This is a genomic window from Streptomyces stoeckheimensis, from assembly GCF_045822005.1.
Taxonomy (GTDB): Bacteria; Actinomycetota; Actinomycetes; order Streptomycetales; family Streptomycetaceae; genus Streptomyces; species Streptomyces stoeckheimensis.
This window is the reverse complement of record NZ_CP169550.1, coordinates 257,036-283,905: the sequence shown is the minus strand read 5'-3', so window position 1 is coordinate 283,905 and position 26,870 is coordinate 257,036. Positions and strand designations below refer to the sequence as shown.

General features: G+C 70.2%; 29 protein-coding genes and 5 pseudogenes. 24 read left to right on the top strand and 10 right to left on the bottom strand.

The window, feature by feature from the left end; translation table 11 throughout:
- The first annotated feature begins 329 nt into the window (after window positions 1-329).
- Window positions 330-1,139: an alpha/beta fold hydrolase gene (locus ACE1OC_RS01340; protein ID WP_407835370.1), complete on the top strand. Its 810-nt coding sequence runs from the start codon at window positions 330-332 to the stop codon at window positions 1,137-1,139.
- Window positions 1,140-1,358: 219 nt separating this feature from the next.
- Window positions 1,359-1,796 carry an NUDIX hydrolase gene (locus tag ACE1OC_RS01335; protein ID WP_407835369.1) on the top strand — a complete coding sequence of 146 codons (438 nt, stop codon included), beginning with the start codon at window positions 1,359-1,361 and terminating at the stop codon, window positions 1,794-1,796.
- 485 nt (window positions 1,797-2,281) lie between these two features.
- On the opposite strand, the gene ACE1OC_RS01330 is transcribed toward ACE1OC_RS01335, so the two are convergent.
- Window positions 2,282-2,863: a DUF2231 domain-containing protein gene (locus ACE1OC_RS01330; protein ID WP_407835368.1), complete on the bottom strand. Its 582-nt coding sequence runs from the start codon at window positions 2,861-2,863 to the stop codon at window positions 2,282-2,284.
- A gap of 532 nt (window positions 2,864-3,395) precedes the next feature.
- Here ACE1OC_RS01330 and ACE1OC_RS01325 point away from each other — a divergent pair.
- The 6 genes and pseudogenes from ACE1OC_RS01325 (at window position 3,396) to ACE1OC_RS01300 (ending at window position 7,937) form a co-directional block, all read left to right on the top strand.
- Window positions 3,396-3,593, top strand: coding sequence for a hypothetical protein (locus tag ACE1OC_RS01325; protein ID WP_407835367.1), 198 nt, complete (start codon window positions 3,396-3,398; stop codon window positions 3,591-3,593).
- 97 nt (window positions 3,594-3,690) lie between these two features.
- Window positions 3,691-5,058: a mycothione reductase gene (locus ACE1OC_RS01320; RefSeq protein ID WP_407835366.1), complete on the top strand. Its 1,368-nt coding sequence runs from the start codon at window positions 3,691-3,693 to the stop codon at window positions 5,056-5,058.
- 77 nt (window positions 5,059-5,135) lie between these two features.
- Window positions 5,136-5,513 (top strand): annotated as a pseudogene (locus tag ACE1OC_RS01315) (flavin reductase family protein); the annotation flags it as partial.
- Window positions 5,514-5,592: 79 nt separating this feature from the next.
- A complete protein-coding gene (locus ACE1OC_RS01310) occupies window positions 5,593-6,582 on the top strand; it encodes an LLM class F420-dependent oxidoreductase (RefSeq protein ID WP_407835365.1) in 990 nt (329 codons plus the stop codon).
- A 78-nt stretch (window positions 6,583-6,660) separates the two neighbouring features.
- Entirely contained in the window at window positions 6,661-7,065 is a 405-nt protein-coding gene (locus ACE1OC_RS01305) for a squamosa promoter-binding protein 15 (RefSeq protein ID WP_407835364.1), read from the top strand.
- 63 nt (window positions 7,066-7,128) lie between these two features.
- Window positions 7,129-7,937, top strand: a protein-coding gene (locus ACE1OC_RS01300) for an IS5 family transposase (protein WP_407841453.1) whose coding sequence is annotated in 2 segments (ribosomal slippage) — window positions 7,129-7,468 and window positions 7,468-7,937 — 810 coding nt in all. Because the reading frame shifts where the segments join, the coding sequence is not laid out codon by codon here.
- A gap of 91 nt (window positions 7,938-8,028) precedes the next feature.
- Here the strand turns inward: ACE1OC_RS01300 and ACE1OC_RS01295 are convergent.
- Together ACE1OC_RS01295 and ACE1OC_RS01290 are read right to left on the bottom strand one after the other, a co-directional pair.
- Window positions 8,029-8,205, bottom strand: a complete 177-nt coding sequence (locus tag ACE1OC_RS01295) for a hypothetical protein (RefSeq protein WP_407835363.1) — start codon at window positions 8,203-8,205, stop codon at window positions 8,029-8,031.
- A gap of 6 nt (window positions 8,206-8,211) precedes the next feature.
- Window positions 8,212-8,501 (bottom strand): annotated as a pseudogene (locus tag ACE1OC_RS01290) (DUF6766 family protein); the annotation flags it as partial.
- 362 nt (window positions 8,502-8,863) lie between these two features.
- Between ACE1OC_RS01290 and ACE1OC_RS01285 the strand changes: the two are divergent.
- Complete coding sequence (locus ACE1OC_RS01285) at window positions 8,864-9,055, top strand: hypothetical protein (protein ID WP_407835362.1); 192 nt, start codon at window positions 8,864-8,866, stop codon at window positions 9,053-9,055.
- Window positions 9,056-9,173: 118 nt separating this feature from the next.
- On the top strand, window positions 9,174-10,025 hold the full coding sequence (locus ACE1OC_RS01280) for an aldo/keto reductase (RefSeq protein ID WP_407835361.1): 852 nt from the start codon (window positions 9,174-9,176) through the stop codon (window positions 10,023-10,025).
- Window positions 10,026-10,673: 648 nt separating this feature from the next.
- On the opposite strand, the pseudogene ACE1OC_RS01275 reads toward ACE1OC_RS01280, so the two are convergent.
- Window positions 10,674-11,118: pseudogene (locus tag ACE1OC_RS01275) on the bottom strand (HAD family hydrolase); the annotation flags it as partial.
- 43 nt (window positions 11,119-11,161) lie between these two features.
- The gene (locus ACE1OC_RS01270) at window positions 11,162-11,485 is read right to left on the bottom strand and encodes a plasmid stabilization protein (protein ID WP_266961774.1); all 324 of its coding nucleotides are present in this window, start codon (window positions 11,483-11,485) and stop codon (window positions 11,162-11,164) included.
- 447 nt (window positions 11,486-11,932) lie between these two features.
- Between ACE1OC_RS01270 and ACE1OC_RS01265 the strand changes: the two genes are divergently transcribed.
- Genes ACE1OC_RS01265 through ACE1OC_RS01255 form a run of 3 tightly spaced genes read left to right on the top strand, consistent with a single transcriptional unit; the run spans window position 11,933 to window position 13,643 of the window.
- Window positions 11,933-12,643, top strand: coding sequence for a hypothetical protein (locus ACE1OC_RS01265; RefSeq protein ID WP_407835360.1), 711 nt, complete (start codon window positions 11,933-11,935; stop codon window positions 12,641-12,643).
- Window positions 12,640-12,894, top strand: coding sequence for a hypothetical protein (locus ACE1OC_RS01260; RefSeq protein ID WP_407835359.1), 255 nt, complete (start codon window positions 12,640-12,642; stop codon window positions 12,892-12,894). Before ACE1OC_RS01265 ends, ACE1OC_RS01260 begins: the two co-directional genes overlap by 4 nt.
- Window positions 12,891-13,643 carry a metallophosphoesterase family protein gene (locus ACE1OC_RS01255; RefSeq protein WP_407835358.1) on the top strand — a complete coding sequence of 251 codons (753 nt, stop codon included), beginning with the start codon at window positions 12,891-12,893 and terminating at the stop codon, window positions 13,641-13,643. Before ACE1OC_RS01260 ends, ACE1OC_RS01255 begins: the two co-directional genes overlap by 4 nt.
- A gap of 97 nt (window positions 13,644-13,740) precedes the next feature.
- On the opposite strand, the gene ACE1OC_RS01250 is transcribed toward ACE1OC_RS01255, so the two are convergent.
- Entirely contained in the window at window positions 13,741-14,079 is a 339-nt protein-coding gene (locus tag ACE1OC_RS01250) for a helix-turn-helix transcriptional regulator (protein WP_407835357.1), read from the bottom strand.
- A 121-nt stretch (window positions 14,080-14,200) separates the two neighbouring features.
- On the opposite strand from ACE1OC_RS01250, the gene ACE1OC_RS01245 reads away from it, so the two are divergent.
- The 7 genes and pseudogenes from ACE1OC_RS01245 to ACE1OC_RS01215 all read left to right on the top strand — a co-directional run bounded on the left by ACE1OC_RS01245 (window position 14,201) and on the right by ACE1OC_RS01215 (window position 17,496).
- Window positions 14,201-14,551: an STAS domain-containing protein gene (locus ACE1OC_RS01245; protein WP_407835356.1), complete on the top strand. Its 351-nt coding sequence runs from the start codon at window positions 14,201-14,203 to the stop codon at window positions 14,549-14,551.
- A 25-nt stretch (window positions 14,552-14,576) separates the two neighbouring features.
- A complete protein-coding gene (locus ACE1OC_RS01240) occupies window positions 14,577-14,714 on the top strand; it encodes a DUF5133 domain-containing protein (RefSeq protein ID WP_407841452.1) in 138 nt (45 codons plus the stop codon).
- A gap of 19 nt (window positions 14,715-14,733) precedes the next feature.
- On the top strand, window positions 14,734-15,066 hold the full coding sequence (locus ACE1OC_RS01235; RefSeq protein WP_407835355.1) for a hypothetical protein: 333 nt from the start codon (window positions 14,734-14,736) through the stop codon (window positions 15,064-15,066).
- A gap of 162 nt (window positions 15,067-15,228) precedes the next feature.
- The gene (locus ACE1OC_RS01230) at window positions 15,229-15,459 is read left to right on the top strand and encodes a DUF6479 family protein (protein WP_407835354.1); all 231 of its coding nucleotides are present in this window, start codon (window positions 15,229-15,231) and stop codon (window positions 15,457-15,459) included.
- 47 nt (window positions 15,460-15,506) lie between these two features.
- Window positions 15,507-15,986, top strand: coding sequence for a CDGSH iron-sulfur domain-containing protein (locus ACE1OC_RS01225; protein WP_407835353.1), 480 nt, complete (start codon window positions 15,507-15,509; stop codon window positions 15,984-15,986).
- Between the two features lie 4 nt (window positions 15,987-15,990).
- Window positions 15,991-16,525, top strand: a pseudogene (locus ACE1OC_RS01220) (iron-containing redox enzyme family protein); the annotation flags it as partial.
- Window positions 16,526-17,340: 815 nt separating this feature from the next.
- On the top strand, window positions 17,341-17,496 hold the full coding sequence (locus ACE1OC_RS01215) for a DUF6131 family protein (RefSeq protein ID WP_267041414.1): 156 nt from the start codon (window positions 17,341-17,343) through the stop codon (window positions 17,494-17,496).
- 184 nt (window positions 17,497-17,680) lie between these two features.
- Here the strand turns inward: ACE1OC_RS01215 and ACE1OC_RS01210 are convergent, their stop codons facing one another.
- Complete coding sequence (locus ACE1OC_RS01210) at window positions 17,681-18,607, bottom strand: LysR substrate-binding domain-containing protein (RefSeq protein ID WP_407835352.1); 927 nt, start codon at window positions 18,605-18,607, stop codon at window positions 17,681-17,683.
- Between the two features lie 74 nt (window positions 18,608-18,681).
- Between ACE1OC_RS01210 and ACE1OC_RS01205 the strand changes: the two genes are divergently transcribed.
- From ACE1OC_RS01205 to ACE1OC_RS01190, 4 genes are all read left to right on the top strand, one after another.
- A complete protein-coding gene (locus ACE1OC_RS01205) occupies window positions 18,682-20,175 on the top strand; it encodes an aminotransferase class I/II-fold pyridoxal phosphate-dependent enzyme (protein WP_407835351.1) in 1,494 nt (497 codons plus the stop codon).
- A gap of 91 nt (window positions 20,176-20,266) precedes the next feature.
- The gene (locus ACE1OC_RS01200) at window positions 20,267-21,193 is read left to right on the top strand and encodes an ABC transporter substrate-binding protein (protein WP_407835350.1); all 927 of its coding nucleotides are present in this window, start codon (window positions 20,267-20,269) and stop codon (window positions 21,191-21,193) included.
- A gap of 41 nt (window positions 21,194-21,234) precedes the next feature.
- Window positions 21,235-22,185, top strand: a complete 951-nt coding sequence (locus ACE1OC_RS01195) for an amino acid ABC transporter permease (protein ID WP_407835349.1) — start codon at window positions 21,235-21,237, stop codon at window positions 22,183-22,185.
- Between the two features lie 11 nt (window positions 22,186-22,196).
- Entirely contained in the window at window positions 22,197-22,949 is a 753-nt protein-coding gene (locus ACE1OC_RS01190; RefSeq protein WP_407841451.1) for an amino acid ABC transporter ATP-binding protein, read from the top strand.
- Window positions 22,950-23,259: 310 nt separating this feature from the next.
- Here the strand turns inward: ACE1OC_RS01190 and ACE1OC_RS01185 are convergent.
- The 3 genes and pseudogenes from ACE1OC_RS01185 to ACE1OC_RS01175 form a co-directional block, all read right to left on the bottom strand.
- A pseudogene (locus tag ACE1OC_RS01185) lies at window positions 23,260-23,765 on the bottom strand (alpha-L-fucosidase); the annotation flags it as partial.
- 331 nt (window positions 23,766-24,096) lie between these two features.
- Window positions 24,097-25,398, bottom strand: coding sequence for an MFS transporter (locus tag ACE1OC_RS01180; protein ID WP_407835348.1), 1,302 nt, complete (start codon window positions 25,396-25,398; stop codon window positions 24,097-24,099).
- On the bottom strand, window positions 25,395-26,543 hold the full coding sequence (locus ACE1OC_RS01175; RefSeq protein WP_407835347.1) for a PLP-dependent cysteine synthase family protein: 1,149 nt from the start codon (window positions 26,541-26,543) through the stop codon (window positions 25,395-25,397). The genes ACE1OC_RS01180 and ACE1OC_RS01175 overlap by 4 nt, the downstream gene beginning before the upstream one ends.
- Between the last annotated feature and the right edge of the window lie 327 nt (window positions 26,544-26,870).

Genomic DNA, 26,870 nt, shown 5'->3' with positions numbered 1-26,870 from the left:
CCACAGCGGCAGAGCATAGTCCAGCCCGAAGTGCCAGGTCGTCGTGGGGGTTAGGCACATGCGGACCCCAACACGGCGCGCAGGGTCCCCCCGTGGCGCGGTCGGTCCCCTTGCTGGCGCGTGCTGCCCTGGGGCAGCCGAACTGCCCCGTCGTAGCGTGGCGTTCGTGGCCGCACGGTACGGACGGCGCGGACGGCGCGGACGGCACGGACGGAGCGATGCCCTCCCACGGGGGTGGGGGGCTCGCGGTCCGGCCGCGCTGGGTAGGATCCAGAGCTCCGCGGGCGCGGGACGACGGGACAGCAGAACCACATGCTGGGGGAATCGACATGTTCACTGTGGTCTCGTCCGACGGTACGGCGATCGCTGCCGAGCGCCACGGCACCACGGGCCCGGTACTCGTCCTCGTCGGCGGCACCTTGATGACCCGGGCCCGGCACGCACCGCTCGCCGCCCTCCTGGCAAGCGAGTTCAGCGTCGTCAACTACGACCGGCGGGGCCGCGGAGACAGCGGAGACCACCCCGTCTACGAGGTGCAGCGCGAGATCGACGACCTCGACGCGCTGATCGAGAGCGTCGGCGGGCCGGTGCTGCTCTTCGGGATGTCCTCCGGAGCCGTCCTGGCCCTGGAGGCCGTGGCCCGGGGCAGCTCCGTCTCGGCCCTGGCCCTGTACGAGCCGCCGTTCGTGGTCGACGGCACCCGCCCGCCCCTGCCCGCCGACTACGTGGACCGCGTGGAAGCGGCCCTGGCGCGGGGGAGCGCCACCGAGGCGCTCACCCACTTCCTGACCACGGGCCTGGCCCTCCCCGACGAGGACATCGCCGGCATGCGGAACACCCCGGTGTGGGCCGCGTGGGAGGCCGCCGCCCGGACCCTGCCCTACGACGGCCGGCTGATGTCCGGCACCATGTCCGGCCGGCCGCTGCCCACCGACCGGTGGTCCTCGGTGAGCGTGCCCGTCCTGGTCGCCCACGGCGGCGCGGGCGAGGCGTACACGGCCCACGCGGCGAAGGAACTCGCCTCCCACGGCGACAACTACACCCTGCACACCCTCCCCGGCCAGACCCACGCCGTGGACCCGCAGGCCCTGGCGCCCGTCCTGACCGCCTTCTTCACCGGCCGGCCCCTGGAGGCGTAGCCGGCCGGGGAACCGCGCTCAGCAGCTCCGACGATCCTCGCGTGGTCACGGCCCATCAATCGCCTGTGCCTCCCACGACGCGGACGCCCCGAAGGCGTGGCGGCCCTGGTGGCGTTCCTCGTCAGCCCGTCCGCGTCGTTCATCACTGGGCAGATCCGTCCACGTCGACGGTGGCCGGCTGCTGCACTGAGAAGCCAACAAGCAAGGAGACAGACCGAAATGATCGAACGAGTCCGAGCCGTCCTCGTCACCGCGCACGACACGATGCTGGTCATCCGCCGCACCAAACCCGGCATCCCGGTGTACTGGGTCCTGCCAGGTGGTGGTGTCGAAGCCGGTGACGAGTCCCGGGAGGCCGCTCTCCACCGGGAGATCCACGAGGAGATCGCAGGGAAGGCCGACATCGTCCGCCTCCTCCACACCATGGAGTCCGACGACGAGCGTCAGCTCTTCTACCTCGCCCGCATCGCCACCTGGTCCTTCGACGACCGCACCGGTCCCGAGTTCAGCGCCGAGGGCCGCGGCGAGTACGCGCTGGAGGAAATCCCGTTGATCGTCGAGGGGCTCGACGGAATCGACCTCAGGCCCGAGGAGATCGCCGACGTCCTCCGGGGCGCCATCGGCGCCGGCACCCTTCGGGCCGAGGCAGCGAAGTAGCTGTCCGTCTTTGTGGACTTGTCGTCGGGACCAACGCCGAGGTGTGTCGCCCCCGACGTCGCCCCCACTGGGCGGTCGGGGTCGTTGCCACTCCTCATGCCCTGCCCTTTCTTGATGTCCCTGCGATCGAGAAGAAGGCTCCCGTAGAGCCGCTAGCGGTTCCCAGCGCCAAGAGCTGACGGCCCGCTCCGCGTTCTGAGGTGAGGGCAGAAAGGCTGAGCACGGCGGTCACCGTACGTGGCGGGGCTTCGCCCAGTCGGTCAGCGGAGCCGTGCAGCCCCGTGCGGTTTCGCCGAGTTGCGAGGCCATCCCCCTTCGCCACGGTGGAACGCGACATCGTCGACGAGCTGCCCGGCGGGCGCGACCACCTCCTGGAGGCAGGCTCAAAACGGTTCGCCGTACCCCCGATCATCCTGACCACGCCGCGATGCCCACCTCCGGAGAGAAGCGCCGGCTCGGCGACGGTGCGCAGGGGCTGCGCTCCCTCACGTCGCGGCGTGCGCCCCGACAGCCTGTCGGTAGGCCACGTGCCCACCCAGCGCACCGCTGACGGCCACGGCAGCCATCCCGCCCAGAGCCCACAGCCGGCCCTTCGCCGAGCGGCCGCGGAGCCGCGCCGTCAGGGACGCGGTGTAGCAGGCCACCGCAGCCACGTTGGAGGCCGCGTGGGCCAGACCGACCCGGGCCTGCTCCGGCGGCAGATCCGCCCAGTCCGCCCAGCCGGCGACCGCTGCCGGGGCGACGCCCGCCAGGCCGACGGCGGTCAGGGTGGTCGTCGCGCGCTGTGCCCCGGGCACGAAGTCCAGTACCGAAGCCGACAGCCAGCAGCCGATGGGCACCTGCACGAGCACGGGGTGCAGGGGGTGGCCCAGCGGCCTGCCACGCAACAGATCGCGCATGCCGCCCAGGGGGAGCGAACGGATGCCCCGTTGCAGCACCCTGATGGCCGGATCGGCCACCGTTGTCCGCTCGAGCCGGTCCAGGGTCTTCAGCCAGCATGCCGAGGCGGTGTCGAGGGCCGCGGTCTGGCCAGCCGTGGGCGAGGTGTCGAGGGTGCGTGAGTTCATGCACGACGCTTACCCGCTGCCACGCCGCGATCCCGCGCGGGCCCCGACTGCACCCGAACGACAGGCCCCCAACGGGGGAGAGCCGCTAACCAAGGCGCCGGCCTGCTCCGGCCGGCCTCTGCCCGCTATTGCGCCGACGCCCGCAGAGCTCCTGCTCATGGGGTGGGTGTCGAGGCGATGGTGAGAACTTCGTGGAGCGCCCCGTCGATGCCGTTGCCCGGGCGGACCAGCTGGTGATCCGGTTGATGCGGGACCGCGGATTTCCGATGGAGAGGTACGAGCAGCCCCTGCACGACTTGTCCGTGGAGCAAGGCCGCACCCTGGATCACTACCGCAGAGCCCATGAGGTGCAGGTGCGCAGCGCGGCCGATGCGAGCACCGATGCGTACGAGGACGCGGCCGGAACGTCCGCGGTCGCGGGAGCACCTTCCGGTACGTCCGCCGCCCCGCTCGGGGACGAGGCTCCGCTGCTGCCGGAGTCCGAGGCGGAGGGGTTCCGGGACCAGTGGGCCCGGATCCAGAGGGGGGCTTCGTGGACGGCCCCAGGGAATCCGTCCGCGAGGCGGACGCGCTGGTCGCCTCCGTCATGCAGCACCTGGCCGGCACCTTCGCCGAACGCAAGGGTGCCCTGGAGGAGCAATGGCAGAGCCGCGGGGAAGTCGCCACCGAGGACCTCCGCCTTGCCCTTCGGCGCTACCGCTCCTTCTTCAACCGCCTCCTGACCACCTGAGCCGGGCTCCCGCGCCGGGCCGCCTCGGGGCGGCGGCCGGGGCCGGGGTCAGCGCGTCGGCGGACCGGCCCGCCGAGGAGCCTCGTAGGCTGGCCGGATGCGCCATCATGATCTTGTCGTCATCGGTGCGGGATCCGGCAATGCCGTCATCGACGACTCGTTCGCCGACCTCGACGTGGCCATCGTCGAGGAGCGCTGGTTCGGCGGAACCTGCCTGAACGCCGGCTGCGTCCCGAGCAAGATGCTCGCCCACACCGCCCACGTCGCGCGTACCGTCCGGGAAGCCGGGACGTTCGACGTGGACGCCGAGCTGAGAGCGGTGCGCTGGCGGGAAGCGCGCGACCGGGTCTTCGGACGGCTGGATGCCGAACGGGACCGGGGCCGCAGGGGCCGTATGGATGAGGACTGGGTCACCGTGTACGAGGGCAGGGCGCGGTTCACCGGCCCGCGGACCCTGCGGATCGACCGGGCGGAGGGTGCCGTCGACGTGAGTGCCGGGCAGATCGTCGTCGCGGCGGGCAGCCGTCCGCTCGTGCCCGGTCCCGTCGCCGGAGCGGGGCTGCCTTACGAGACGTCCGACACCGTGATGCGCATCGACGCCCCGCCCAGGCGTCTGGCGGTCCTCGGCGGCGGGTACATCGCCGCGGAGCTTGCCGAGGTGTTCGCTGCGGCGGGGAGCTCCGTCGTCATCGTGGAGAAGGAGGAGCGCCTGCTCGGCCCGCAGGACGAGACGGTCGCTGAGCGGTTCACCGAGCTGGTCCGTTCCCGCTACGACCTCAGGCTCGGTCGGGAGGTCACGGCGGTCAGTGGCCGACCGGGCGAGCTGCTGCTGACCCTGGACGACGGATCGACGATCGAGGCGGACATGCTGCTCGTTGCCGTCGGCCGTGTTCCGAACAGTGACCGGCTCCACCTCGAAGCGGCCGGCATCGCCACCCACGACGACGGCCGCGTACTCGTCGACGCGCACCAGCGCACCACCGTGGAAGGCGTGTTCGCGCTCGGTGACATCTGCTCCCCGGTGCCCCTCAAGCACGTGGCCAACCGGGAGGCGGAAGTGGTCGCGCACAACCTCCGCAACCCGGACCACCTGATCGCCGCCGACCACGACCTGGTGCCGGCGGCGGTCTTCACCGAACCGCAGATCGCCTCCGTCGGCGCCACCGAACAGGACTGCCGCGACAGGGGACTGGACTACCGGGTGGGCACGGCCGGCTATGGCGACATCGCTTACGGCTGGGCGATGGAGGACACCACCGGCTTCTGCAAGGTCCTCGCCGAGCCCGGCACCGGACGGATCCTCGGCGCCCACCTGATGGGCGCGCAGGCCTCCGTACTCATCCAGCCCCTCGTCCTGGCGGCGACTCTGGGCATCGACGCCGTCACCCTCGCCAAGTCCCCGTACTGGATCCATCCCGCGCTCACCGAGGTCGTGGAGAACGCGCTCCTCGACCTCGGCATGTGACTCGGTGCCGGGAGAGCGCGCGAGGAGGCGCCGTGACGGCAGAGTTCGACCACTTCACCGACGTGCACGACGGACCGATGTACGTGGTCACGGCCGCCTCCGCCGCCGCCGGGTGCGCGGGATGCCTGGTGGGCTTCGCCTCGCAGTGCTCCATCGACCCGCCAAGGTTCACCGTCTGGCTGTCGACCGCCAACCACACCCACCGCGTCGCTCGCGAGGCCGAGTACCTCACCGTGCATGTGCTCCGCCGGGAGGACCGGGCGCTGGCGGAGCTGTTCGGAGAGGAGACGGGCGACCGGGTGGACAAGTTCAGAGCCGTCGGTTGGCGTCCGGGCGAAGCGGGCAGCCCGGTCCTCGAGCAAGTGCGCAGCTGGTTCACCGGCCGGATCGAGGGTCCGCCACCCCCGCTGCTCCAGTACCGGGCGCTGCGGGATCTCGACCCGGGTCACCCCGCCCGAGGCCGCGGAGCGCGGCGCCGCCCGGGCCGGAGGCCCGGGCACGTTTCAAGGTGGCCGAATCGGTTAGGCGCCCGGCATGGTGCGCATCGGATACACGATGATGACCGAGCAGGCCGGGCCACGGGAGCTCGTCGACCACGTGGTGCACGCGGAGCAGGCCGGCTTCGGCTTCTCCGTCATCTCGGACCATGCGTTCCCCTGGCTGGAGGAGCAAGGACACGCGCCGTATGCGTGGAGCGTCCTGGGCGCCGCCGCACAGGCGACGTCGCGGATCCCGCTCATGACGTACGTGACCTGTCCGACCTTCCGCTACCACCCCGTGGTGATCGCGCAGAAGGCCGCCACGATGCAGCTCCTGTCCCAGGGGCGCTTCCGGCTGGGCCTCGGCTCGGGCGAGAACCTCAACGAGCACGTCGTCGGTACGGGCTGGCCCGCTGCCCACGTACGCCTGGACATGCTCGAGGAAGCCGTGGGGATCATCCGTTCCCTGTTCGCGGGCGGGTACGTCAGCCATCACGGTGCCCATTTCGACGTCGAGAACGCCAGGCTGTGGGACCTCCCCGACGAGGGTCCCCCGATCGGGATCGCCGTATCGGGGGACCGGTCATGCGAGATCGCGGGCCGCTTCGGAGACCTGCTCATAGCCACCGAGCCGAAGAAGGAGCTGCTGACCGCCTTCGGCGCGTACGGAGGCGTCGGCAAACCGAGCGTGGGCCAGCTCCCGGTCTCCTTCGACCCCGACCGCGATGCGGCGGTGGCCCGGGCGCACGACCAGTTCCGCTGGGCGCTCGGCGGCTGGAAGGTCAATGCGGAACTCCCAGGTCCCGCGGGCTTCGCTCAGGCCGCCCGGCACATCAGGCCCGAGGACGTCGCCGAGGCCATCCCCTGCGGCGACGACGTGGACGCCGTAGTCGACGCGGTGCGCCCCTACGCCGAGGCGGGGTTCACCGAGGTCGCCTTGATCCAGATCGGAGGCGACCAGCAGGAACCCTTCCTGGAGTGGTCCGCCACGAAGCTACTGCCGGCCCTGCGTGCCGCCACGGCCCAACTGATCGTTTCAGAATGAGGACTGGGTCTCGGAGCACGAAGGCTTGTGAGCAGGCGGCTGGCCAGGTGTGCTGACTGCTGCTGTAGAACGATCGCTATGAGCTGGGTGGCGAACGTGATGATTTCGATTGGCGCGGCGGACAGTGCGAACGCAGAGGAGCTGAGTGCGTGGTTGCGGACCGACGCGCCTCGTCATGCTGACCGAGAGGGCCGCGGAGTGGGCTCTTTGGAACCGCTGACGAGTCCTGAAACCCATCGCTGGGGTGGTTGGAAGAACCCGGAGTGCGAGGTGTGGGCAGGTGCTCTGAACCACGCAGATCTCGACGCTCTCAAGCATCGTGTGTTCGAGACGCAGTGGCGCGAGCCGAATCTGGTGCAGCTCCTGGTGATGGATCAGGAGGAGGCGTTCTTCCGCATCTGGATGATCAGGGGCGGCAAGCTGCGGCAGTTCGCACCGCTGGAGCCGAACGAGGACGACGACGGCTTCTACCAGAGTTGGTGAGGCGGGCCCGCAGTTGGCGCCGCACTCTTGAACTGGATGATCCATCTTGGCAACGTGTCCGGCATGCCCGCGGACCCAGTTCCCGACGACCTCTGGGCGCGAATCGCCCCGCTACTGCCACCGGCGCCCGAGCGCCGCCACAGGTTTCCCGGACGCCTGCGTGTGCCGGATCGGACCGCACTCGCCGGCGTCATGTACGTACTGCGGACCGGTGTCGCGTGGCGAGATGTTTCCGCCGAGACCGTGGGCTGCTCCGGAGCAACTGCCTGGCGCCGGCTCCGGGACTGGACCGAGGCTGGTGTCTGGCCGCGTCTGCACGCCGCCATACTCGCCGAACTGCGCCGCGCTGACCTTCTCGACCTGGACGACTGCTCCGTGGACGGGTCGCACGTCCGAGCTCTGAAAGGGGGGATCACGTCGGCCCCTCGCCCGTTGACCGTGCCCGCCCCGGCTCCAAGCATCACCTGATCGTCGACCGCCACGGAACGCCGCTCGCCGTGACACTGACCGGCGGGAACCGACATGACGTAACCCAGCTCCTACCGTTGCTGGACGCCGTTCCGCCGATTCGGGGTCGGCGGGGACGCCCCCGCCGCAAGCCCCGACGTCTGTACGCCGACCGTGGCTACGACTTCGACAAGTACCGCCGCCTGCTCTGGAAGCGTGGAATCAAGCCCCGGATCGCCCGCCGTGGCGTCGCTCACGGTTCTGGACTGGGCAAGGTGCGCTGGGTCGTCGAGCGCGCCTTCGCCTGGATGCACCAGTTCAAGAGGCTCCGCATCCGCTACGAACAACGCGCCGATCTCCACCAGGGCCTGCTCGAACTGGCCTGCAGCCTCGTATGCCTCCGCCGTCTGCGAACCTCATTCTGAAACGATCAATAAGTCGGCGTGGACGACGGGAACACGCCGACCCCCTCACGCATTAGGAGTTGCCGCCATGGGCGGAATGAAGGACAAGAGGCTAGAACCCGGCAAAGGGCGCGAGGAACAGACGCGCCCCCAGCGGCCCGACCAGGAGCCCCTGAGCCCTGAGCCCGGCACGCCGTCCCGCGGCAAGAGCCCCGAGGAGCTCCAGCGCCACCGAGCGGAGGACCCGCTCCGAGAAGACCGCGACAGGCGCGAAGAGGACATCTGACATGTGATTTCAGCCCTCCACAGCCGTGGCATGGTGCGGGGCGCCGACGGGCTTCGACTCGGGGGATCCTCGCTGGCGCACGTATACGGAGAGGATGGCCATGGCGGCCACGGCCAGGAGTTCGGACTGCCAGTTCTGCAGCGAGCGGTTCCAGAAGTCGGCCGACGCCAGGTAGTCGGCCCAGGCAACGGGGACTGGAGTCGGCGCAGCTGCTGCTCGTTGTAGGCGGCCGTGCCGGCGATGGATTGTGCGAGCCAGGACAGGAGAAACAGCAGGGCCGTCACGACCCCCAGGGAGCGGTCGGGCCGGTCGCCCTGCGATGTGCAGTCCGCGGCGACCACCTTCCACCCGTCTTGGAACTGCGACAGGAACAGGGTGTCGTTCTGCAGGCGCAGCAGGGCCTGCCGCCCGTGCACCTGCGTAGCGCGCACCGGGCCGGCTGCCGGCAGCACCTGCTCTCGTAGCGTCGGGCCGCACGCTCTGTGCTCGCTGTGCCCGTCCTCCTGGAGCTGCTGCCGGGTCTGCGGAGCCAGTAGCGCGCAGGCCCGTCCGTAGTCCGCGTCGGCGAGGGCCCGCTCGAAGGCGCGCCCGGCCCGTCTGGCCCCGTCCAACCGGAGCGCGGGGGCCCACACCCGCACAGCACCTGTTCCTCGATCCAGGCGTGCACGCTCAGCTCTCCGGTCACCTCGTCGGCGATCGCCCGGCGCTCGGCGAGATGGTCGTCGCCCGTCTTCTCGAACCGCTTGAACAGCTTCTCGACAGTCTTGTGGTCCTCGCGCAGCAGCACGATCGCGTCCATGGCCGTCTACTTCATGAGGGTGCTGCACTCGAGACCGCCCGCCCGGGCCATTAAGGGCAACCTCCGCCTTCGGGCCCCGTCGGCGCGCGAGGACGACCACGGTGCGGGAGTGTGACCGAGAACCACCGGTCCAGCAGCGCCCCACCCGCACCTGCTCAGAGACGGAAGAACCATGCGGCACATCACCCTGAACAACGGCATCCGGATGCCCATCCTCGGCTTCGGCGTCTACCAGATCCCGGCGGAGCAGACCGAGCGGGCCGTCACCGACGCGCTCGCCGCCGGCTACCGGCTCCTGGACACAGCCGCGGCCTACGGCAACGAGGAAGCCGTCGGCCGAGCCGTCAGGAACAGCGGCATCTCCCGCGAGGAACTCTTCGTGACCACCAAGCTGTGGGTCCAGGACGCCCCTGCCGAGCACAACACCCGGCGCGCATTCGAGACCTCCCTGACCAAGCTCGGCCTCGACCACGTCGACCTGTACCTGGTGCACCAGCCCTTCGGTGACGTCTACGGGCAGTGGCGAGCCATGGAATCCCTCAACCGAGAGGGCCTCGCGCAAGCGATCGGGGTCGCCAACTTCTACCCCGACCGGCTGATCGACCTGATCCTCAACAACGACATCACCCCGGCCGTCAACCAGATCGAGACCCATCCCTTCTTCCAGCGAGCCGACTATCAGGAGCTGATGCGCGAGCGCGGTGTCCAGATCCAGTCCTGGGGCGGCTTCGCCGAGGGCAGGAACGACCTGTTCGCCAACCCGCTCCTGGCAGAGATCGGCAAGGAGTACGGAAAGTCCGTCGCACAGGTCGTGCTGCGCTGGCTGACCCAGCGCGGCGTCGTCGCGATCCCGAAATCGGTGCGGCCCGAGCGCATGGCCGAGAACTTCGACGTCTTCGACTTCGAACTCACCGACGAGCAGATGACGGCCATCGCCACCCTCGACACCGGCAAGTCGCTCTTCTTCGACCACCGTGACCCGGCCATGGTCGAGAGGCTCGGCAAGCACCGGGTCGACGCCTGACCGGCCCTGTGCATGCGGACGGCGCGCGTGGAGGCCAGCGGCGCACCTGACGGCGGGCACCCACCGCTGTTTGGGGATGGCCCGTTCGGGCAGGCGCCGTGATGAGCGGTGGACGGCTTCCGGGCCGCACGAGGGACGGGCCCGGGGGCCGCCGCTCCGTCGTGGGAACAAGCCTGTGAGGAGGGACGCGGCCATGGACGCCATGGGCCCTATTCCCCGTGTGGTGGTGGGCGTCGACGACTCACCTGCCGCCGTTGCCGGACAGGCCAGTGGCCGTCACTACAGGGGAGCCGCCATGGGTACTCCGCCGAACGACCCCGTACCGCCGAACCCGACGCCCGCACCGGGCCCGGGCCCTGGACCGCGGCCCGGGCCGCTGCCAGGTCCCGTACCCGCTCCGGGCGGACCGGATCCGGTGCCCCCGGCGCCGCCGCAACCCGCACCCGACCCCCAGCCTCCGCCGGCGCCCCGGCCCGAGCCGCACCCCCAGCCCGGGCCACTTCCCGGGCCGGTACCAGCACCGGAACCGGTCACGTAGCCCCGGGCCTGCCCGTGCGACCTGGACGCCGTACGCGCCCTCAACCCGACAGCCGCCTCCACACCTGAACGAGTCACCCGCGAGCACAGGCCGGGTGCCCGGTCGTCTCCTCACGGGTCGAGGCCGGCCGTGTCGGCGAACGGGCTGTCGCCGAGGTGGGCCAGGAGGTCGGCGGGATTCCGGTACACGGCCCGCGCCCCGGCCTCTTCGAGGTCGCCGCGGGTAAATGGCGCCACTCTGCAGTCCCACGCAGGTGACGTCGGCGCGGCTGCCTCCCCGCTTGTCCCAGACCGTGTCCCCGACGAAGGCGGAGCCGCGCGAGGGTGCGTCGGCAAGGTCGAGGGCGTGGCGCACCGGGTCGGGTGCGGGCTTGCCGTCCTCCACGTCGTCGGCGTCGACGGCTCGCCGCAGAGCGTCGAATTCGGCCTGCCGGGCGGAGGTGACGAGCACGACGCGCCAGCCGCGCCGGTCCAGCTCGCGCAGCAGGTCGGCTGCCGCGTCCAGGGGCGGCAACGGGTCGAAGTACGTGCCGTAGAGGGTCGGTGAGGGTGCCGTCGACGTCCAACAGCGCGGCCCGGTTCATGCGCGCTCCCGGTGTTCAGCGGCCGAGCTCGCGCTTGAGTTCGGCCTTGTTCATGGAGGAGCGGCCGTGCAGGTTGCGGCGCTTGGCCTCTGCGTAGAGCTGGTCGTACGTGGGCCCTTGCGCGCCGCTGTGGGAGCGTTGGCCGCCGCGCTTGTAGGACGACATGTCCTCGATCGAGCTCTTGCTCGCCGTCTTGGACTCGCCCGAGCGAGCCCGCTCCTTGTTCACGGTCCGCGCCGCGATCTCCTTCGCGCGCTCCGGGCTCTCGCCGCGCTCCTGCGCACTCTCCTTGATGTGCTCGTACTGCCGCTCACGCTTCGGACTGGATCCTCGGGGCATGACGGACTCCTCTCTTGGATGGGGACGGCCTTCAGTACGAAACCGCTGTTGGCCGCGTGCGGCGGCAACGGGTCGGGCCCCCGGCTCCGGCTCCGGACCACCGGAAACACGTCGTGCGCTTACCCTCCGCCCGCCTTCGCACTCCTCGCGCCCTGACGCCGGGGCGCCCAGCCGAGTTCGGACCTTGCCCGTCCGCAGTCGAGCAGGGGAAGCCGCAGCACGGCGTCGAACAGGTCGGGGCAGGGGGTGGTTTTCGGCGGTCGCCATCGGGGGATGGGCTTCGGTCTTTCGTGCCGGCCCCTGCACGGAGCGGGGAGCCTCAACCAGGCCTGGCGCCGTCGCTCGGAACGTCCGACGGCGTGCCCGATGGGCCAGAGTGTTCGTGGATGCCCCCCCATGGAGATCAAGGCATGAGCGAGTGCTTCGTGGGTAGCGACCCGGGTGTGGGTGGATGCACTTGCGGCCCTCAAGGCAGAGGAGGAGGTGCCGGCCGTGATCACCGAGACGTACGAAGGTGACGGACCCGTCCTGGCCCTTGCGCCCGACGATGTGGAGCCGCAGCCGGAGCCGCTGCCGCACGACCACACGCAGGCCATCCTGGAAACCACCAAGCGTGTCGCGGGGCTGTTGAAGGCCTCCGGAAAGCGGTTCGCGCTCGCCGGGAGCGTGGCGGCGTTCGCGCACGGCCTGCCGGCCAGTTTCCAGCACGACACGGACTTCTGCGTCCGCCGCGAGGACGCCGACGCGGTGATCGGGGCTCTGGAGGGCGGCGGAATATCCATGCGCAGGGCACCTGAGGACTGGCTGGTCAAGGGTCATTCCGACGGGGAGGAGATCGACTTGATCTTCGAGCTCGCCCGGCGTCCGGTCAGCACGGAACTGCTCGACCGGGCCCAGGTCAGGGCGGTGGATTCGGTCTGGATGCCGGTTCTGGCGCCCACCGACCTGATGGACAGCCGGCTTGCCGCGCTGTGCGAGCACTACTGCGACTTCGGAGATCTGCTGCCCATGGCCCGGATGCTGCGGGAACAGATCGACTGGGACCGGATGTACCTGGATCACCGGGACGCGCCGCTGTCCGACGCGTTCCTCTACCTCCTGGAACGGCTCCGCGTCGTCGAGCCGCGGAAACGGGAGTGGGAGCGGGAGGAGCCATGACGGCCGGCGGTCACATCGAATACCGCGTCCAGCACCTGAGGGACCGGCTGGCCCGCGAGGACATCGCCGAGCTCGGCGTACGCGTGGAGCCCCGCGGGCCCACCGCGCACGTCTGGGGCAGTGTCACCAGCCCGGATTGCCGCGCGGCGGTCCTGCGCATCGCCGAGGAGGAACTCGCGGGTCTTCCCTGGCACGCGGACCTCACGGTGAGCTGCCACAACCCGCCCGACCACCCCGAGGAGCTGTCGTGATCCGCGTGGCGGCCGTGGGGGACATCCATCTCTCCCCGGGCGACGAGGGCGCCTTGCGCCCCGCCTTCGAGACGCTCGGGGGATGCGCCGATCTCCTGCTGCTGGCGGGCGACCTGACCCGGCACGGCACGCCGGCAGAGGCGCAGGTGGTCGCCGGGGAGGTGGCGGGTCTGCCCGTGCCGGTGGTCGCCGTGCTCGGGAACCACGACTACCAGAGCGACCAGGAGGCGGCCGTCACCCGGGAACTGCTCCGGGCCGGGGTGCATGTGCTGGAGGGGAACGGCGTACTGCTCGACGTGGACGGTGCGCGGGTCGGCGTCGCGGGGACCAAGGGGTTCGGCGGCGGCTTCGCCGGACGCTGCGCCAGCGAGTTCGGCGAGCCCGAGATGAAGTCCTTCGTGCGCTACACGCGACGGTGCGCGGACAATCTCGGTCGCGCGCTCGACGAACTCCGGGAAGCGGGAAGCACCGTCCTGATCGCGCTCACGCACTTCTCGCCCGTACCGGACACCCTGGCGGGTGAGCCGCTGGAGATCTATCCGTTCCTCGGGAGCTACCTGCTCGCCGAGGCGATGGACCGGGGCGGCGCCGACCTCGCCGTCCACGGCCATGCGCACATGGGCACCGAGCACGGGATGACGGCCGGCGGGGTACGGGTGCGCAACGTGGCGATGCCGGTGATCGACCGTGCCTTCGCCGTGTACCACCTCGGATCAGGCGCCGCGCGAGTGCCCGAACCGACCTTGTGAGTGCCCGAGAGCGAGTGCCCGAACCGACCTTGAAGACGACGTTCCTCGCCGAGCAGGGGAAACGGGGTGGCGGTCCGTCGCTTGCCGCGCGCAGCGATCAGACCTGCTGCGGTTCGGGGCGGGGGCTCCCGGCCGTGCTCGGCTCCCGTGCGAACAGGGCGAGGAGCTCGGCGATGTCGCGGTCGGCTTCCGCGGGGTGGCGGAATTTGGCTCCGGGGGTGATCCGGTAGTGGTTGCGGCGTCCTTCGCGTACCCGGGTGAGGTATCCGGCCCCTTCCAGGTCGGCGACGATCGACTGGACGGTCCGCTCGGTGAGCATGCAGGTCTCCGCGACGTCCCGCAGGCGGACGCTGGGGTCCCTGGCGAGGGTCAGGAGTACGCGTGCGTGGCTGGTCAGGAACGTCCACGGCGCTTGAGCGGAAGCTGCATCACCCATACCCCCAGCATGCCCGGATACTGTGTATACGTCCATATTTTCAGGTAATTCTTGACGTACGTTCCACCCGTGCAGACCATGCTGTTGAAGGAGCAACCCCAGGACATTCGGGGAGGCCGCCATGACCGGGCTCATGTACGAAACCGACCTCGACACCACCACCGTCGAGGAGCTGGAGATCGGCGTGGAAGCGGGCCCGCCCGGAAGCGTCAAGATCCGCGTGTGCGGCGAAATCGACTTCGACAACGCCGCGCTGCTCCGTGACACCCTCCTCACCGCACTCGCGGCCCAGCGCGGCAACCTGCTCCTGGACCTGCAGCAGGTCGGCTTCTGTGACTGCGCCGGCCTGAACGCGCTGCTGGTCGCACGCTCCACGGCGCGGCGGGCGGGCAGAAGCCTGCGAATCACCGCCGCCAGCCCCTGCGTGGAGCGACTCCTGGAGCTCACCGGCTGCCGCACCTACCTCACTTGACCGGGGCCGCTTCTTCGAAGCCCGCCTGCGCCTGTCCGCGGCCCCGACCGGCACCGAGGCCCGCCAGGAGTTCGAAGACACCCTGTTCAGCCTGTGCGTCCTTACGGGCCAGCCCTGCCCGCCCGCAGCAGTACTCGAAGCGCTCCAGTACGCCGAAGACTGAACGAAGCGGAGGTCGCGTCATGTCGTTCACCCACAGACCCCATGCCCGCGGGCTGCGGGCGGAAGGCCGACTCGTGCTCGTAACGGCCCGGCGCCGCGACGGTACCGAGGCCGGCCGGGCCCGCAGCGATCTGCGGCTGCGGCGCCTCCTGTCGACGATCTTCGCGCCCCTCTTCACGGCCGGGGGCGTGGTGTTCGCCCTCGCGGGCTTGCGCGCGACGCAGGACAGCAGCCCGTCCGCGGGGCTCTGCGCGGTGTTGTCCGCGGCCTGTCTGGTGCTGGCCGCGGTGGCGATCACAGACCTGTACGTGATCCGACGTAGGCTCCGCGGACGGCAGCCTCACCAGCACTGACGTGCTGTGGAGTACTCCTCGAACCGATGAGGAAGAGGGAAGGGCGCCGGTCACCTTGGCGGGTACCCATGCCAGGACACCGAAGACGACCTTGGGTGTACCGCACGGGGTGGTGACCGCGCACGAATCCGTAGATCCGCCGATCGCGGGTAGGCGCCACCCATGATTCCTACCGAAAGTCTTGCTGCCGAAGGCCAGGGAGCGCTCTTCCTCGTGATCGCCGGAGTGGTGGTGGTCGTGCTTCTGATCGGTGCGTTCTGGTACGGCAGCCGACGGAGCGCACGGCGCCCTGCTCCTGTCCGGCCGGCCGAGCAGAACCCCGCGGCACGGCAGCGTGAGGACTCCTGGCAGACACCGGACGACGACGCCGCCGGCCAGGGTCCCCGGGTTTGAGCACGCCCGACGTGACCAGGAAGTGCGGTACGACCAGGAGGCGCGCGATGCCCGGTACGGCTCTGTCCTTGCCCTCACTGCCCGCCGGGCTGATGGCCGTGCCCGGCGTCTACCGGCCACAGCCGGACACCCTTCTCCTCGCGGAGGCGCTCGATCACGAGGAGCTCGGGCCGCTGAGTGACGTGCTGGAGATCGGTACGGGCACCGGAGTGCTGGCGCTGCATGGCCGCGGGAGCCCGGGTCATGGCCGTCGATGTTTCCTGGCCCGCCGTACGTTCCGGCCCCGTGACCCATGCCCGGTCTCCGCAGCAGGGCCCGCCCGCCGGGTGACCGTGGAACCGAACGGGGCGGTCCTGGTCGAGGGGCCGGTCGAGGTCGTCCTGGATGACGGGACGGTCGCCCGGTCCGACCGCTCCATGGTCGCGGTGTGCACCTGTCGCCGCAGCCGTACGTACCCGTGGTGCGACACCAGCCACCGACACCGCGAGCGTCCCGCCGCGCCGCCCGAGGACAGGAATCCTGCATGACCCCCTCGTGGAGCCAATAGCCCTCTCCGGAAGCCTCACCCACCACCTCGAAACCGAGGGCGAGCTATGGCAGCTACGTGAGTACGCGGCCCTCAGATCCCTCTACCACCTGAAGGAAGCGGACCCGCACGCTTGGGCGATCCCCCGGCTCACCGGCCGGGCCAAGGCCGGGTTTGCCGCCATCGAGTACGACGAGTTCGGCGCCGGCCGCGCGGACCGCGTCTCGTCGGCCACTTCGCCTGCGTCGAGGTCACCTCCTCGCCCGGGTCCAGACGCCTGGCCAAGGCCATGCGGCGCTGCGGCGCGGACCCGCCGCCGAGCACTTCTAGGCCGAGCACGTCGAGGGGGACGCCGTCCACGAACAGGTCGTACGCCGCGAGGTGATCGGCGGACTCCTGGCCGACGAGCCGGAGCTGGAGGCGGACGTCGCCTTCGGCTGCGCGGCGACCGTGTTCCTGGAAGACCGCCTGGCACACCACATCCGCGAGGCCTGGGACCAGGGGCGTAGCGCGTCGCGTTCGCCGCTGCTGGGGGTGTGAGGGGCCGCCCGAGCCGATGAGCCCCAGGAGACGGCGCAGCTGACGGGGAAGGGGGCCTGTCTCGGTGTGCCGGACTGGTGCTGTTCGACGAGGTGGCGACCTCTGCTCGCGGGGGAGTGCGCGACGTCAGCCACCCTTGTGGCGCGACCGAAGCGGCCGCTGCCCCGTGGCACCATCGGATCACGAGCAGGAGCAGGCAGACCAGGGTGAGGACCCGTACCGCCGCGAAGGCCCAGATCAGTCCTGGGGACGAGGTGGCCACGGCTCGTACGAAGAGCACCGCGCAGGCGACGCCGAGCAGCGCGGTGCACAAACCGAGCCCAACCCCGTCGGGGATGGCATCGCCCCGCCAGTCCCGAAGACCGCCCCGTCGAGGTCGGCGGCGAGCGCTGCCCGTCCCGTCGGCGACGCCGACGGCGAAGGCCTCTCCGACCTGGGCGGATCCGCATTCCCAGCCGAGAACCGCACCGCAGAACTCCTGCGCCGTTTGGAGGTCGCGGGCCAGCAGACTGACCCGGCAAGGGGCGCCGAACGTTTCGTGACTCGATGTCGACACGACGGTCGATCCCATCCGCTGGTGCCCCCCGGGAGCGCCTCCCAGGGTGCTCGCGGGCGGTCAGGGGGACGGTCCTCAAGTGCGTGGGCGCGGCCCGTCAGTTCCGGAGCATTGAACTCTCGCTGGTCAGGACGGCCGGCACCGTGGGCGGGAGCGAGTGCTTACTGCCCACGGAGCCGGGTAGCAGCCTGGCAGGAGCTGTTACGTCCGGTTGGTTCCTACCGTGGTTGTGAAGCATCGAGCGAAGTAGGAGGAGACCATGCTCGTTCTCGGCATCATTCTCCTGGTCATCGGATTCGTGACGGGGATTTCAATCCTGTGGACCATCGGCGTCGTTCTCCTCGTCGTAGGAGCTGTTCTCTGGATCCTCGGAGCGGCCGGTCACGCTGTTGGAGGTCGGAAGCACTACTGGTGACGGGCCCGGCGGGCACACCCAGCCGTCTCCCTTGTCCCTCGAAGCCTCAGTCACGTCTCCCGAGGGCAAGGAGACGGCGCGGGAGAGCGCAGGCCGAGCAGCCGCCTACCAGGGTGCCCTTGAGCCGGTCGGGCGGCATGCGCTCAACCCGACGCGCATCCACGGAGTGATCGACGTGCTGCCATCAGGCGAGCGGGCTCTCCTTCCACTGGGCGATGACGCGGGACGCCTGCCGCTTGAGGGCGTCGACCAGGTCCTGGGCGCTGCGGGCCGTCGTGGAACGCAGGACGGCGACACTGATCTCGCGGGCCAGGGGCTGTCCCTCCAGGGGGCGCACGGCCAGGTCGGCGCGCGGCGCTCCCAGCGCCAGGCGCGGGACCAGCGAGACCCCCGTACCGGCCGCGACGAAGCCCTGTACGACGCCGTAGTCGTCGGTGCGCATCACGTGGACCGGCTCGAAGCCGTGCTGCGCGCAGGCCCAGGACAGCAGGCGGTCGCAGGGGTCGCGGGGGTCGGCGGCCCCTACCCAGTTCTCCTCCCGCAGCTCTTCGAGCGGTACCCGTTCCAGGGCCGCGCACCGGTGGTCCTCGGGGAGGACCAGCAGCAGCGGATCGGTCAGGAGGGGGTGCACCTCGAACTCGTCCTCCAGGTCGAGCCGGTCGCCCGGCTGCGAGAAGACGAGTGCGGCGTGCAGTTCCCGCGATCGCAGCCCGTTCAGCAGGACGGGCAGCTCACCCTCCACCAGGGAGACGTGGACGCCCTGCTCGTGCAGGGACCGCACGGCGCCGGGCAGCAGGAGGGCGCCGGCGGTGGGGAAGGTCCCGATGCGCAGCGCACGCGTCCCGCGGGCCGCCTGATCGCGGACCTCCCTCTCGGCCAGACGCAGCCGGGACAGCACGGCCTCGGCGTGGGGCAGCAGTGTCTCGCCGAGCTCGGTGAGAGTGGCGCCCCGCGGACCCCGCTGCACCAGCGAAGCGTCGAAGTGCCGCTCCAGGACGGTCAGATGATGGGTGACCGTCGGCTGCGAGTAGTGGAGGGCCCGGGCCGCTCCGGCGAGGGAACCCTCGTTGGCGATGGCACGTAGGACGTGGAGGTGGCGGATCTCAAGCATATAGACAGAGTATGGAGATCCATAGGTGAATGCAGCATTCCTGTAGCTCTCCAGGCGCCCCCACACTGAGCGACGTGAACAGCCCCCTCGCTCTAGCACCCACTTCTCGCCCGACCGGGGCGTCCCAGGATCGCGCCCCCTACGCCGAGGCGCTGCGCGCCCACGCCGACCGCGCCTGGCTGCGCCTCAACGTGCCCGGACATGCCGCCGAGGACGGCGGCCCCCTGGTGGAGACCTTCGGCTCCGACCTGCTCCGGCTGGACTTCCCGCCGCTCCTCGACGGCCTCGACCTCGGCACGGACACGCCGATGGACCAGGCCACGGAGCTGGCGGCGGAGGCATGGGGTGCCCGGCGTACGTGGTTCCTCACCAACGGCGCCTCCCAGGGCAACCAGATCGCCTCCCTGATCACGCCGATGCTCGGCCGCACCCTCGTCGTGCAGCGCAGCGTGCATTCCAGCGTGATCGACGGCCTGGTGCTCTCCGGCCTGAAGGCCGCCTTCGTCCAGCCGTCCCTCGACACCGAACAGGGCATCGCACACGGGGTCACCGCCGCGGCCGTCGCCGACGCGGTCGCGCTCCACCCCGACGCGGCGGCCGTGTACGTGGTCTCGCCCAGCTACTTCGGTGCCGTCGCCGACATCCGGGCCATCGCCGACACGGCGCACGCGCACGGGCTGCCGCTGATCGTGGACGAAGCCTGGGGATCCCACTTCGGCTTCCACCCGGGCCTGCCCTCCGGCGCCCTGGCCCAAGGCGCCGACCTGGTCACCTCCAGCACGCACAAACTGGGCGGGAGCCTCACGCAGTCCGCGATGCTGCACCTGGGCCACGGGCCCTTCGCCGAGGTGCTGGAGCCGCTGATCGACCGTGCCTACCGCCTCGTGCAGTCCACCAGCGCGAGCGCGCTGCTGCTCGCCTCCCTCGACGTCGCCCGGAGAGGTCTGGCGTGCGGGCACGACCGCATCGGGGTGTCCCTTCGGGCCGCGGACGCGCTGCGCGGGACACTGCGTCGCCTGGGCCGGTACGGAGTGGTCAGCGACGGCTTCGGACGGTTCCCCGACATCGTGACCGCCGACCCCCTTCGCGTCGCCATCGACACCAGGGCCGGAGGGATCAGCGGTCACGAAGCCCGGCGCAGGCTGTTCCGCGATCACCAGATCATGGTCGAGGTGGCCACCGACTCCGCCGTCGTCGCGGTCGTGGGCGCGGGCAGCGCTCCTGACACCGACCGGTTCATCGAGGCCCTGCACACCCTGCCCCGCCCCCTCTGCGCCGGGGCGGAGGGCGGGATGCGACTCCTGCTCCCGGCCCCCGGCGAGGCGGTACTCACTCCGCGCGAGGCGTTCATGAGCGCCGGCCGGGTCGTGCCGGCGGCCGAGGCCGTGGGCCGGGTATCGGCCGACACCCTGGCCGCCTACCCGCCGGGCATCCCCAACGTGCTGCCCGGCGAGGTCATCACCACCGAGACGGTGCGCTTCCTCCAACTCACCGCGGCCGCACCCAACGGCCACGTACGCGGCGCCGTAGACCCGACCGTCGGGCACCTGCGCGTGGTCGACGCCTGAGTGGGTCGATCCCTCCGCCCGCCCACTGCCTTCCCTTCTTCTCTCCCCGCCCCCGCTGTTCCCACCATTCCGTCGAAGGAGTCCACCGATCATGACCGCAGCGATAGCAAGCAGGCGTACGGTCGCAGCCCTGACCCTCGTGTGCACCGCCGCCCTGACTCTGGCCGGTTGCGGGGATCAGACCGACAGCGACTCCGCCGCCAAGGGGAAGAGCAACGATGCTCCGCTGTTCTCCGCCCTGCCGAAGAAGATCCAGGACGCGGGTGTCATCAAGGTCGGCACGGACGCGGCGTACGCGCCGATGGAGTTCACCGAGGGCGGCAAGATCGTCGGTGTCGACCCCGACATCGCCGAGGCCCTGGGCAAGCAGCTCGGCGTGAAGTTCGAGTTCACCTCGGGCAGCTTCGACGGTCTGATCACCTCGCTGGACACCGGCCGCCAGGACGTGGCCATGTCGTCGGTCAACGACACCAAGCAGCGCCAGGAGGGCAAGGACGACAAGGGCGCGAAGATCGGCAAGGGTGTCGATTTCGTGGACTACTTCTCGTCCGGCGTCTCGCTCCTCGTCAAGAAGGGCAACCCGCAGAACATCAAGTCCCTGGATGACCTCTGCGGCAAGACCGTCGCCGTCCAGCGCGGCACGCTCTCCGAGGACACCTTCAAGGCGCAGGCCGTGAAGTGCGGCCCGGACAAGCTCACGATCCAGGCCTTCGATACCGACGTAGAGGCTCAGACCCGCGTCAAGGCCGGTGGCGCCGTGGCCGACCTGAACGACTTCCCGGTCGCCGCGTACATCGCGAAGACCTCGGGCGGCGGCAACGACTTCGAGGTCGTAGGCAGTCAGAGCGACATCGGCCTCTTCGGCATCGCGGTGTCCAAGGAGAACGTCCAGCTGCGCGATGCCCTGAAGCAGGCCCTCGACGCGATCATCAAGGACGGCTCCTACGCCAAGGTCCTGGAGAAGTGGAACGTCGAAGACGGCGCGGTGAAGCAGGCCCAGCTCAATGCAGGCCAGTGATCCGAGCATCCCATCGAAGGTTCCATTGAAGGGCAGTCGTTGTGACTGACAAGATCGACAAGGATCCGGCGGCGACCCCGCCGGCCGGGCCCGGCGCCTCGGGTACCCCGTACGAGGCCATCAAGGCAATCCCCGTGCGGCATTACGGCCGCTGGGTCAGCGGTGTCGTGGTCATCGTCCTGCTGGGCTGGCTGGTCTACGCCTTCTCGCAGGGCAATGTGATCTGGAAGACGGTCGGGGACAAGCTCTTCGATCCCTCGATCATCGCCGGCCTCGGCAACACCGTGATCATCAGTGTGTCCGCGATGGCGCTGGGCCTGGTGCTCGGCATCCTCTTCGCGGTCATGCGGCTTTCGAAGAACCCGGTGACCAACACGGTCGCCTGGCTCTACATCTGGTTCTTCCGCGGTACTCCGGTCTACGTGCAGCTGCTGGTGTGGTTCAACCTGTCGTTGATCTTCCAGTACGTGAACCTCGGCCCGATCTACAAGCAGGAGACCGTCGAGCTGATGACCCCGTTCATGGTCGCCCTGCTGGGGCTGGGCCTGAACGAGGGCGCGTACATGGCGGAGATCGTCCGTGCGGGCATCCAGTCCGTCGACGAGGGCCAGGGCGAGGCCTCGCACGCGCTGGGCATGACCCAGACGCAGACCATGCGCCGTGTGGTCCTCCCGCAGGCGATGCGCGTGATCATCCCGCCGTCGGGCAACGAGTTCATCAACATGCTGAAGACCTCGTCCCTGGTGTCGGCGGTGCAGTACACCGAGCTTTTGCGGGCCTCGTCGAACATCGGGTCCACGGCCGGTGCGATCATGGAGATGCTGTTCGTCGCCTCCATCTGGTACCTGGCTCTGACCAGTGTGTTCAGCGTCGGCCAGTACTACCTGGAGCGCCGTTACGCGCGTGGTTCGCTGCGTTCCCTGCCGCCCACGCCGCTCCAGCGGCTCAAGGCCAACCTGAACATGTTCCGCCGTACGGAGGTGGCGAAGTGACCGCCCAGCCGATGGTCAAGGCCGAGGCCGTCCACAAGTCGTACGGCGCCGCCCACATCCTGCGGGGCATCGACCTCGAAGTCGCTCCCCGCGAGGTGTTCTGCCTGGTCGGCCCGTCGGGCTCCGGCAAGTCGACGTTCCTGCGCTGCATCAACCACCTGGAGCGCATCAATGCCGGGCGGCTCTCGGTGGACGGCCAGCTGGTCGGCTACAAGGAGAAGGCCGGGAAGCTCTACGAGCTGAAGGACAGCGAGGTCGCGGCGCAGCGCCGGGACATCGGCATGGTCTTCCAGCGGTTCAACCTCTTCCCGCACATGACGGCCATAGAGAACGTCATGGAAGCCCCGGTCATGGTCAAGGGCGAGAGCAAGGCCGTCGCGCGGGCGCGTGCGGTCAAGCTCCTGGACCGGGTCGGTCTCGGCGACAAGGGCGGGAACTATCCCACCCAGCTCTCCGGCGGTCAGCAGCAGCGTGTGGCGATCGCCCGTGCACTGGCGATGGAGCCGAAGCTGATGCTCTTCGACGAGCCCACCTCGGCGCTCGACCCGGAGCTCGTCGGTGACGTCCTCGACGTCATGCGGGACCTGGCCGAGTCGGGCATGACCATGATCGTGGTCACCCACGAGATGGGTTTCGCCCGCGAGGTCGGCGACAACCTCGTCTTCATGGACGGCGGTGTGGTGGTCGAATCCGGCCACCCCCGCGAGGTCCTGGGCAACCCGCAGCACGACCGGACGAAGGCCTTCCTCTCGAAGGTCCTGTAGGCCGGCGGCGTTCCACGCGTGAGGGGCGGTACGGACATCCGTACCGCCCCTCACGTTGCGTACCATCGGGGCGCAGACCCCGGTCCTCTCCGAGCTGCTGCTGCTCGCCGTCGCCGCGGCTCCGCGCACCCCGCGCCGGGCGGATGCCGAGGTGTGGGCTGCGCTGTGGCGCGTGGCGGCCCTGGCCGGCTCGGCGGAGATGGAGCGGCGGCCGCACCAGGCGGTCGCGGCGGCGCTGGCGTACGTCGAGTCGCACCTGGCCGCGCCGCTGACCGTGCCCGGGATGGCCCGGGCCTGCGGAGGGGGTGCTGGGCCCGTAGTGGTGTCCGGCCGGGAGGCCGGCCATGGTGGTGCCGACGGCTTCGGAGTGCTTGGTGGTCCCGTCGCCCAGGCCCTCCAGGCGTTCCACCTGCTCGGGCAGGAACGTGCCGTCATCGCGGGGGCCGACGGCCAGCAACAGGTTGCCGCCCATGGCGATGGTCTCGCCGAAGTACCGGACCAGCTGGCGCACCGACTTTGTGGGCCCGGTCCTGCGGCTGGTAGCCCCAGGACTCGTTCCCAGAGTGCGACCCCGTCGTGGTGGCGAGCGGTGAGGACGGCGTACGAGGCTCCGGCGCGGGCGAACAATCGGGCCCACGCGCGGGCGTCGTACCGCGAGGCGGTGAAACCCTCCAGCTGCTTCATGTACTGCTACTGCTTGTGGGAGAGCTGACCGGTGTAGAGCGACCAGGACTCCGGGACGCCGTCGACGGAGTAGATCCCGTAGCGGATGAAAATGCCCAACTTGGCTTCGGTGAACCAGGGTTGCATCGGCATGGCGAGTTCCCTCGGCGAGCTGGGGACAGGGGGAGCGGCCTCTTGGGCCCATACCCCGACGCTAGGCCCGGGTGACCGGCCATCGCGTGGGGGTCAGTCACCAAAACCGGTCCGTTCTCACCATGCGGGCGTGTTCCCGGCGCGTCCGCTCGAAGGCTCCCTTCTCCACAGGGACTGACCGAGGGGAAGGGCGGTGCGGCCGGTGGAGATCCGCCGGCCGCACCGCTCTGTGCACGCCTGCGCGACGTTGCTCACGCCGGTTCGCGAGGCGCGGCAGGGGGCGGGGGCGGCTGTGGCCGCCCAGCGCCCTGCCCGGACGTCCCGGCGCCGGTCAGGCGGTCACGGCCTGACGTCCTCCTTCGGCCCGCGAAGGTGACAGTCGACCCGTACGGTGCAGTGCGTAGAGCGCCGCCGCGCAGGCCAGGCCGAGCAGCCCCAGCGCCACCCACGGCAGTGCCGGCACTTCGGCGTTGCGTGCGGCGTCCAGTGCGATGCCGGTGAGCAGGTTGCCGACCGTGATGCCGATTCCGCAGATGGTGTTGTACAGGCCGTAGTGGGTGGCCACGAGACGGTCGCCCGCGAGGCGGACGATGGTGTCCATCTCGAAGGGGTAGATGATCATCGTGCCCAGCGCCAGCAGGAGTGCCGAGAGCGCCGGCGGCAGCCCGGCCAGGACCCATAGGCCCGCCCCGCCGTCCGGTACCGGCACGGCCGAGGCGAGGAGCAGCGGGACGAACGCCGCCCCCATCGCCAGCAACCCCCAGGTGAGCGCCCGGCCCGGCTCCATCCGGGCCTTGCACCACGCAGTGATTTTGGTCTGGAAGACGATCGTGCTCAGTCCGGAGGCGGCGAAGAGGAACGCCACGGCGGCTGTCCCGAACCGTCCTTCACCACCCAGGCGCCTGACCTCCAGCGGCAGGGACAGGTAGACCTGGAAGGACATGACGTACGAGCCGACCATGGCGAGCGAGAACAGCAGGAACGGACGGTTGGAGAAGATCCCCCGCCACTGCTGCAGGACACCCTCGCGGAGCCCGTCCGAGGTGCCCGGGTGATCGGGGCGACGGGCCGGCAGGGCCCTGATCTGGATGACGCTCAGGATCGCGAAGATCCCTGCGGCCACCAGGCAGGTGACGCCGAAATCGACGCCGGTCAGAATCAGGCCGACCAGCGGGCCGAGCAGGATGCCCGCTTGGTAGAAGACGTTGAACAGGGCGAAGGCCTCCACGCGGCGCTCGCCCGCGTCGGCGGCCAGGTAGGCGCGGGAAGCGGGGTTGAAGAGGGCACCGGCCAGCCCGGTCGCGGCGGACGCGGCCAACAGGGCGGGGACGGACTCCACCAGCCCGAGGGTCGCGAAGCCGACGGTGCGCAGCACGAGCCCGGCGATGATCATGGGCTTGTAGCCGAGGCGGTCGGCCAGCGTCCCGCCGATGAGGAACATGCCCTGCTGGCTGAAGTTGCGTACGCCGAGGATCAGTCCGACCAGCCAGCCGGCCAGGCCGAGCGGCCCGGCCAGGTAGGTGGCCAGGTAGGGCATGAGCATGTAGAAGCCGAGGTTGATGGTGAACTGGTTGACCATCAACAGCTGAACGCTGCCGTCGTACGAGCGGACTTGAGCGATCGTGTCCTTCACCGGGCCTGCTCCTGCGGGTCGGACGCGCGCTGCACGTCGGTCTTTCCGCCGGCCTCGTTCTCACGGCCTCCGCCGAGAGTGAGCGGGTCGACGACGGAAGTGCACCGGGTCCAGCGGGTGACCTCCTTCTCGTCCAGGCGGCCGATGAGGTCCGGTTCCGGCGCCGGCGGGGAGTCGAGCAGGCCGTGGGCCGCGCAGTAGCCGTCGTCGTAGACGGTGCCGAGGTACCGCTGGGGGCCGTCGGGGAAAACCGCTGCGATGCGCGCCTCCTTCGGCAGCGAGCGGGCCAGCCAGCCCGCGACCAGCGAGACCGCACCGACGCTCCATCCGCCGGTGGCGTAGTGGGAGCCGGCCAGTTGACGGCAGGTCCACACGGCTTCGGCGGGGGAGACCCAGTGCACTTCGCTGAAGTTGTCGTAGGCGACGTTGCGGGGGTAGATGCTCGACCCCAGCCCGCGCATCAGCCTCGGCCGGGCGGGCTGTCCGAAGATCGTGGAGCCGATCGTGTCCACTCCCACCAGCGTCAGATCGGGGTAGAGCTGTCGCAGCACCCGCGAGACCCCTGCGGAGTGGCCACCGGTACCGACGCTGCAGACCAGTACGTCGATGTGGCGCAGCTCGGTGGCCAGTTCGAGGGCGAGCGGGGTGTAGGCGGCGGTGTTGTCGGGGTTGTTGTACTGGTCCGGGCACCAGGAATCCGGGTGCCGCGCCATGAGGTGCTGCACCCGGTCGCGGCGGGCCTGTTGCCAGCCGCCGGTGGGGTGCGGCTCGGAGACCACGTTGACCTGGGCGCCGTACGCCGTCAGCAGCCGGGTCATGGACGGCTCGAGGCCCGGGTCGGTGACGAGCGTGACCGGGTGCCCGTAAACCATGCCTGCCAGAGCGAGACCGAGGCCCAGGGTCCCGCTGGTGGACTCGATGATCCTCGCGCCCGGCTTCAGGTCGCCGCGGACGCGGGCCCGTTCGACCATGTACAGGCCGGGACGGTCCTTGATGCCGCCGGGGTTGAAGCCCTCCAGCTTCGCCCAGAAGCCCCGGCCCGCCGGCGCGAGCGGTTCGGAGATGCGCAGCAGCGGGGTGTTGCCCACCAGTTCCGACAAGGTCGTGCGGCCTGTGGCCGACGTGTCGGTGGTCGGAAAATGCATGACTGTGCCTTCGTTCGTTCGGTGATGGCGTCGGCTACTCGTTCGCGTGGCATGCCGTGACCGGCCGGGCATCAGGAGGGCAGGGCCCCGGCCCGGAGTGCGGCATGCGGCAGCCGCTTGCGGCTGCGGGACGAGCGGCCTAGATCCGCCACCGGCAAACGCCGGTCAGAGTGGAGCGACCGGTACGCGCTATGGATGATCTACCGGAGCCGAAGGCCGCCGAGGCCGCCACCTGCTCCACGGACAGCACCCCGAGCACGGACGACGAAGGGGCTGCCGACCCATCGGCCGGCCGCTGGACCTCGTTCGCAGAGGCCCACGTGGTCA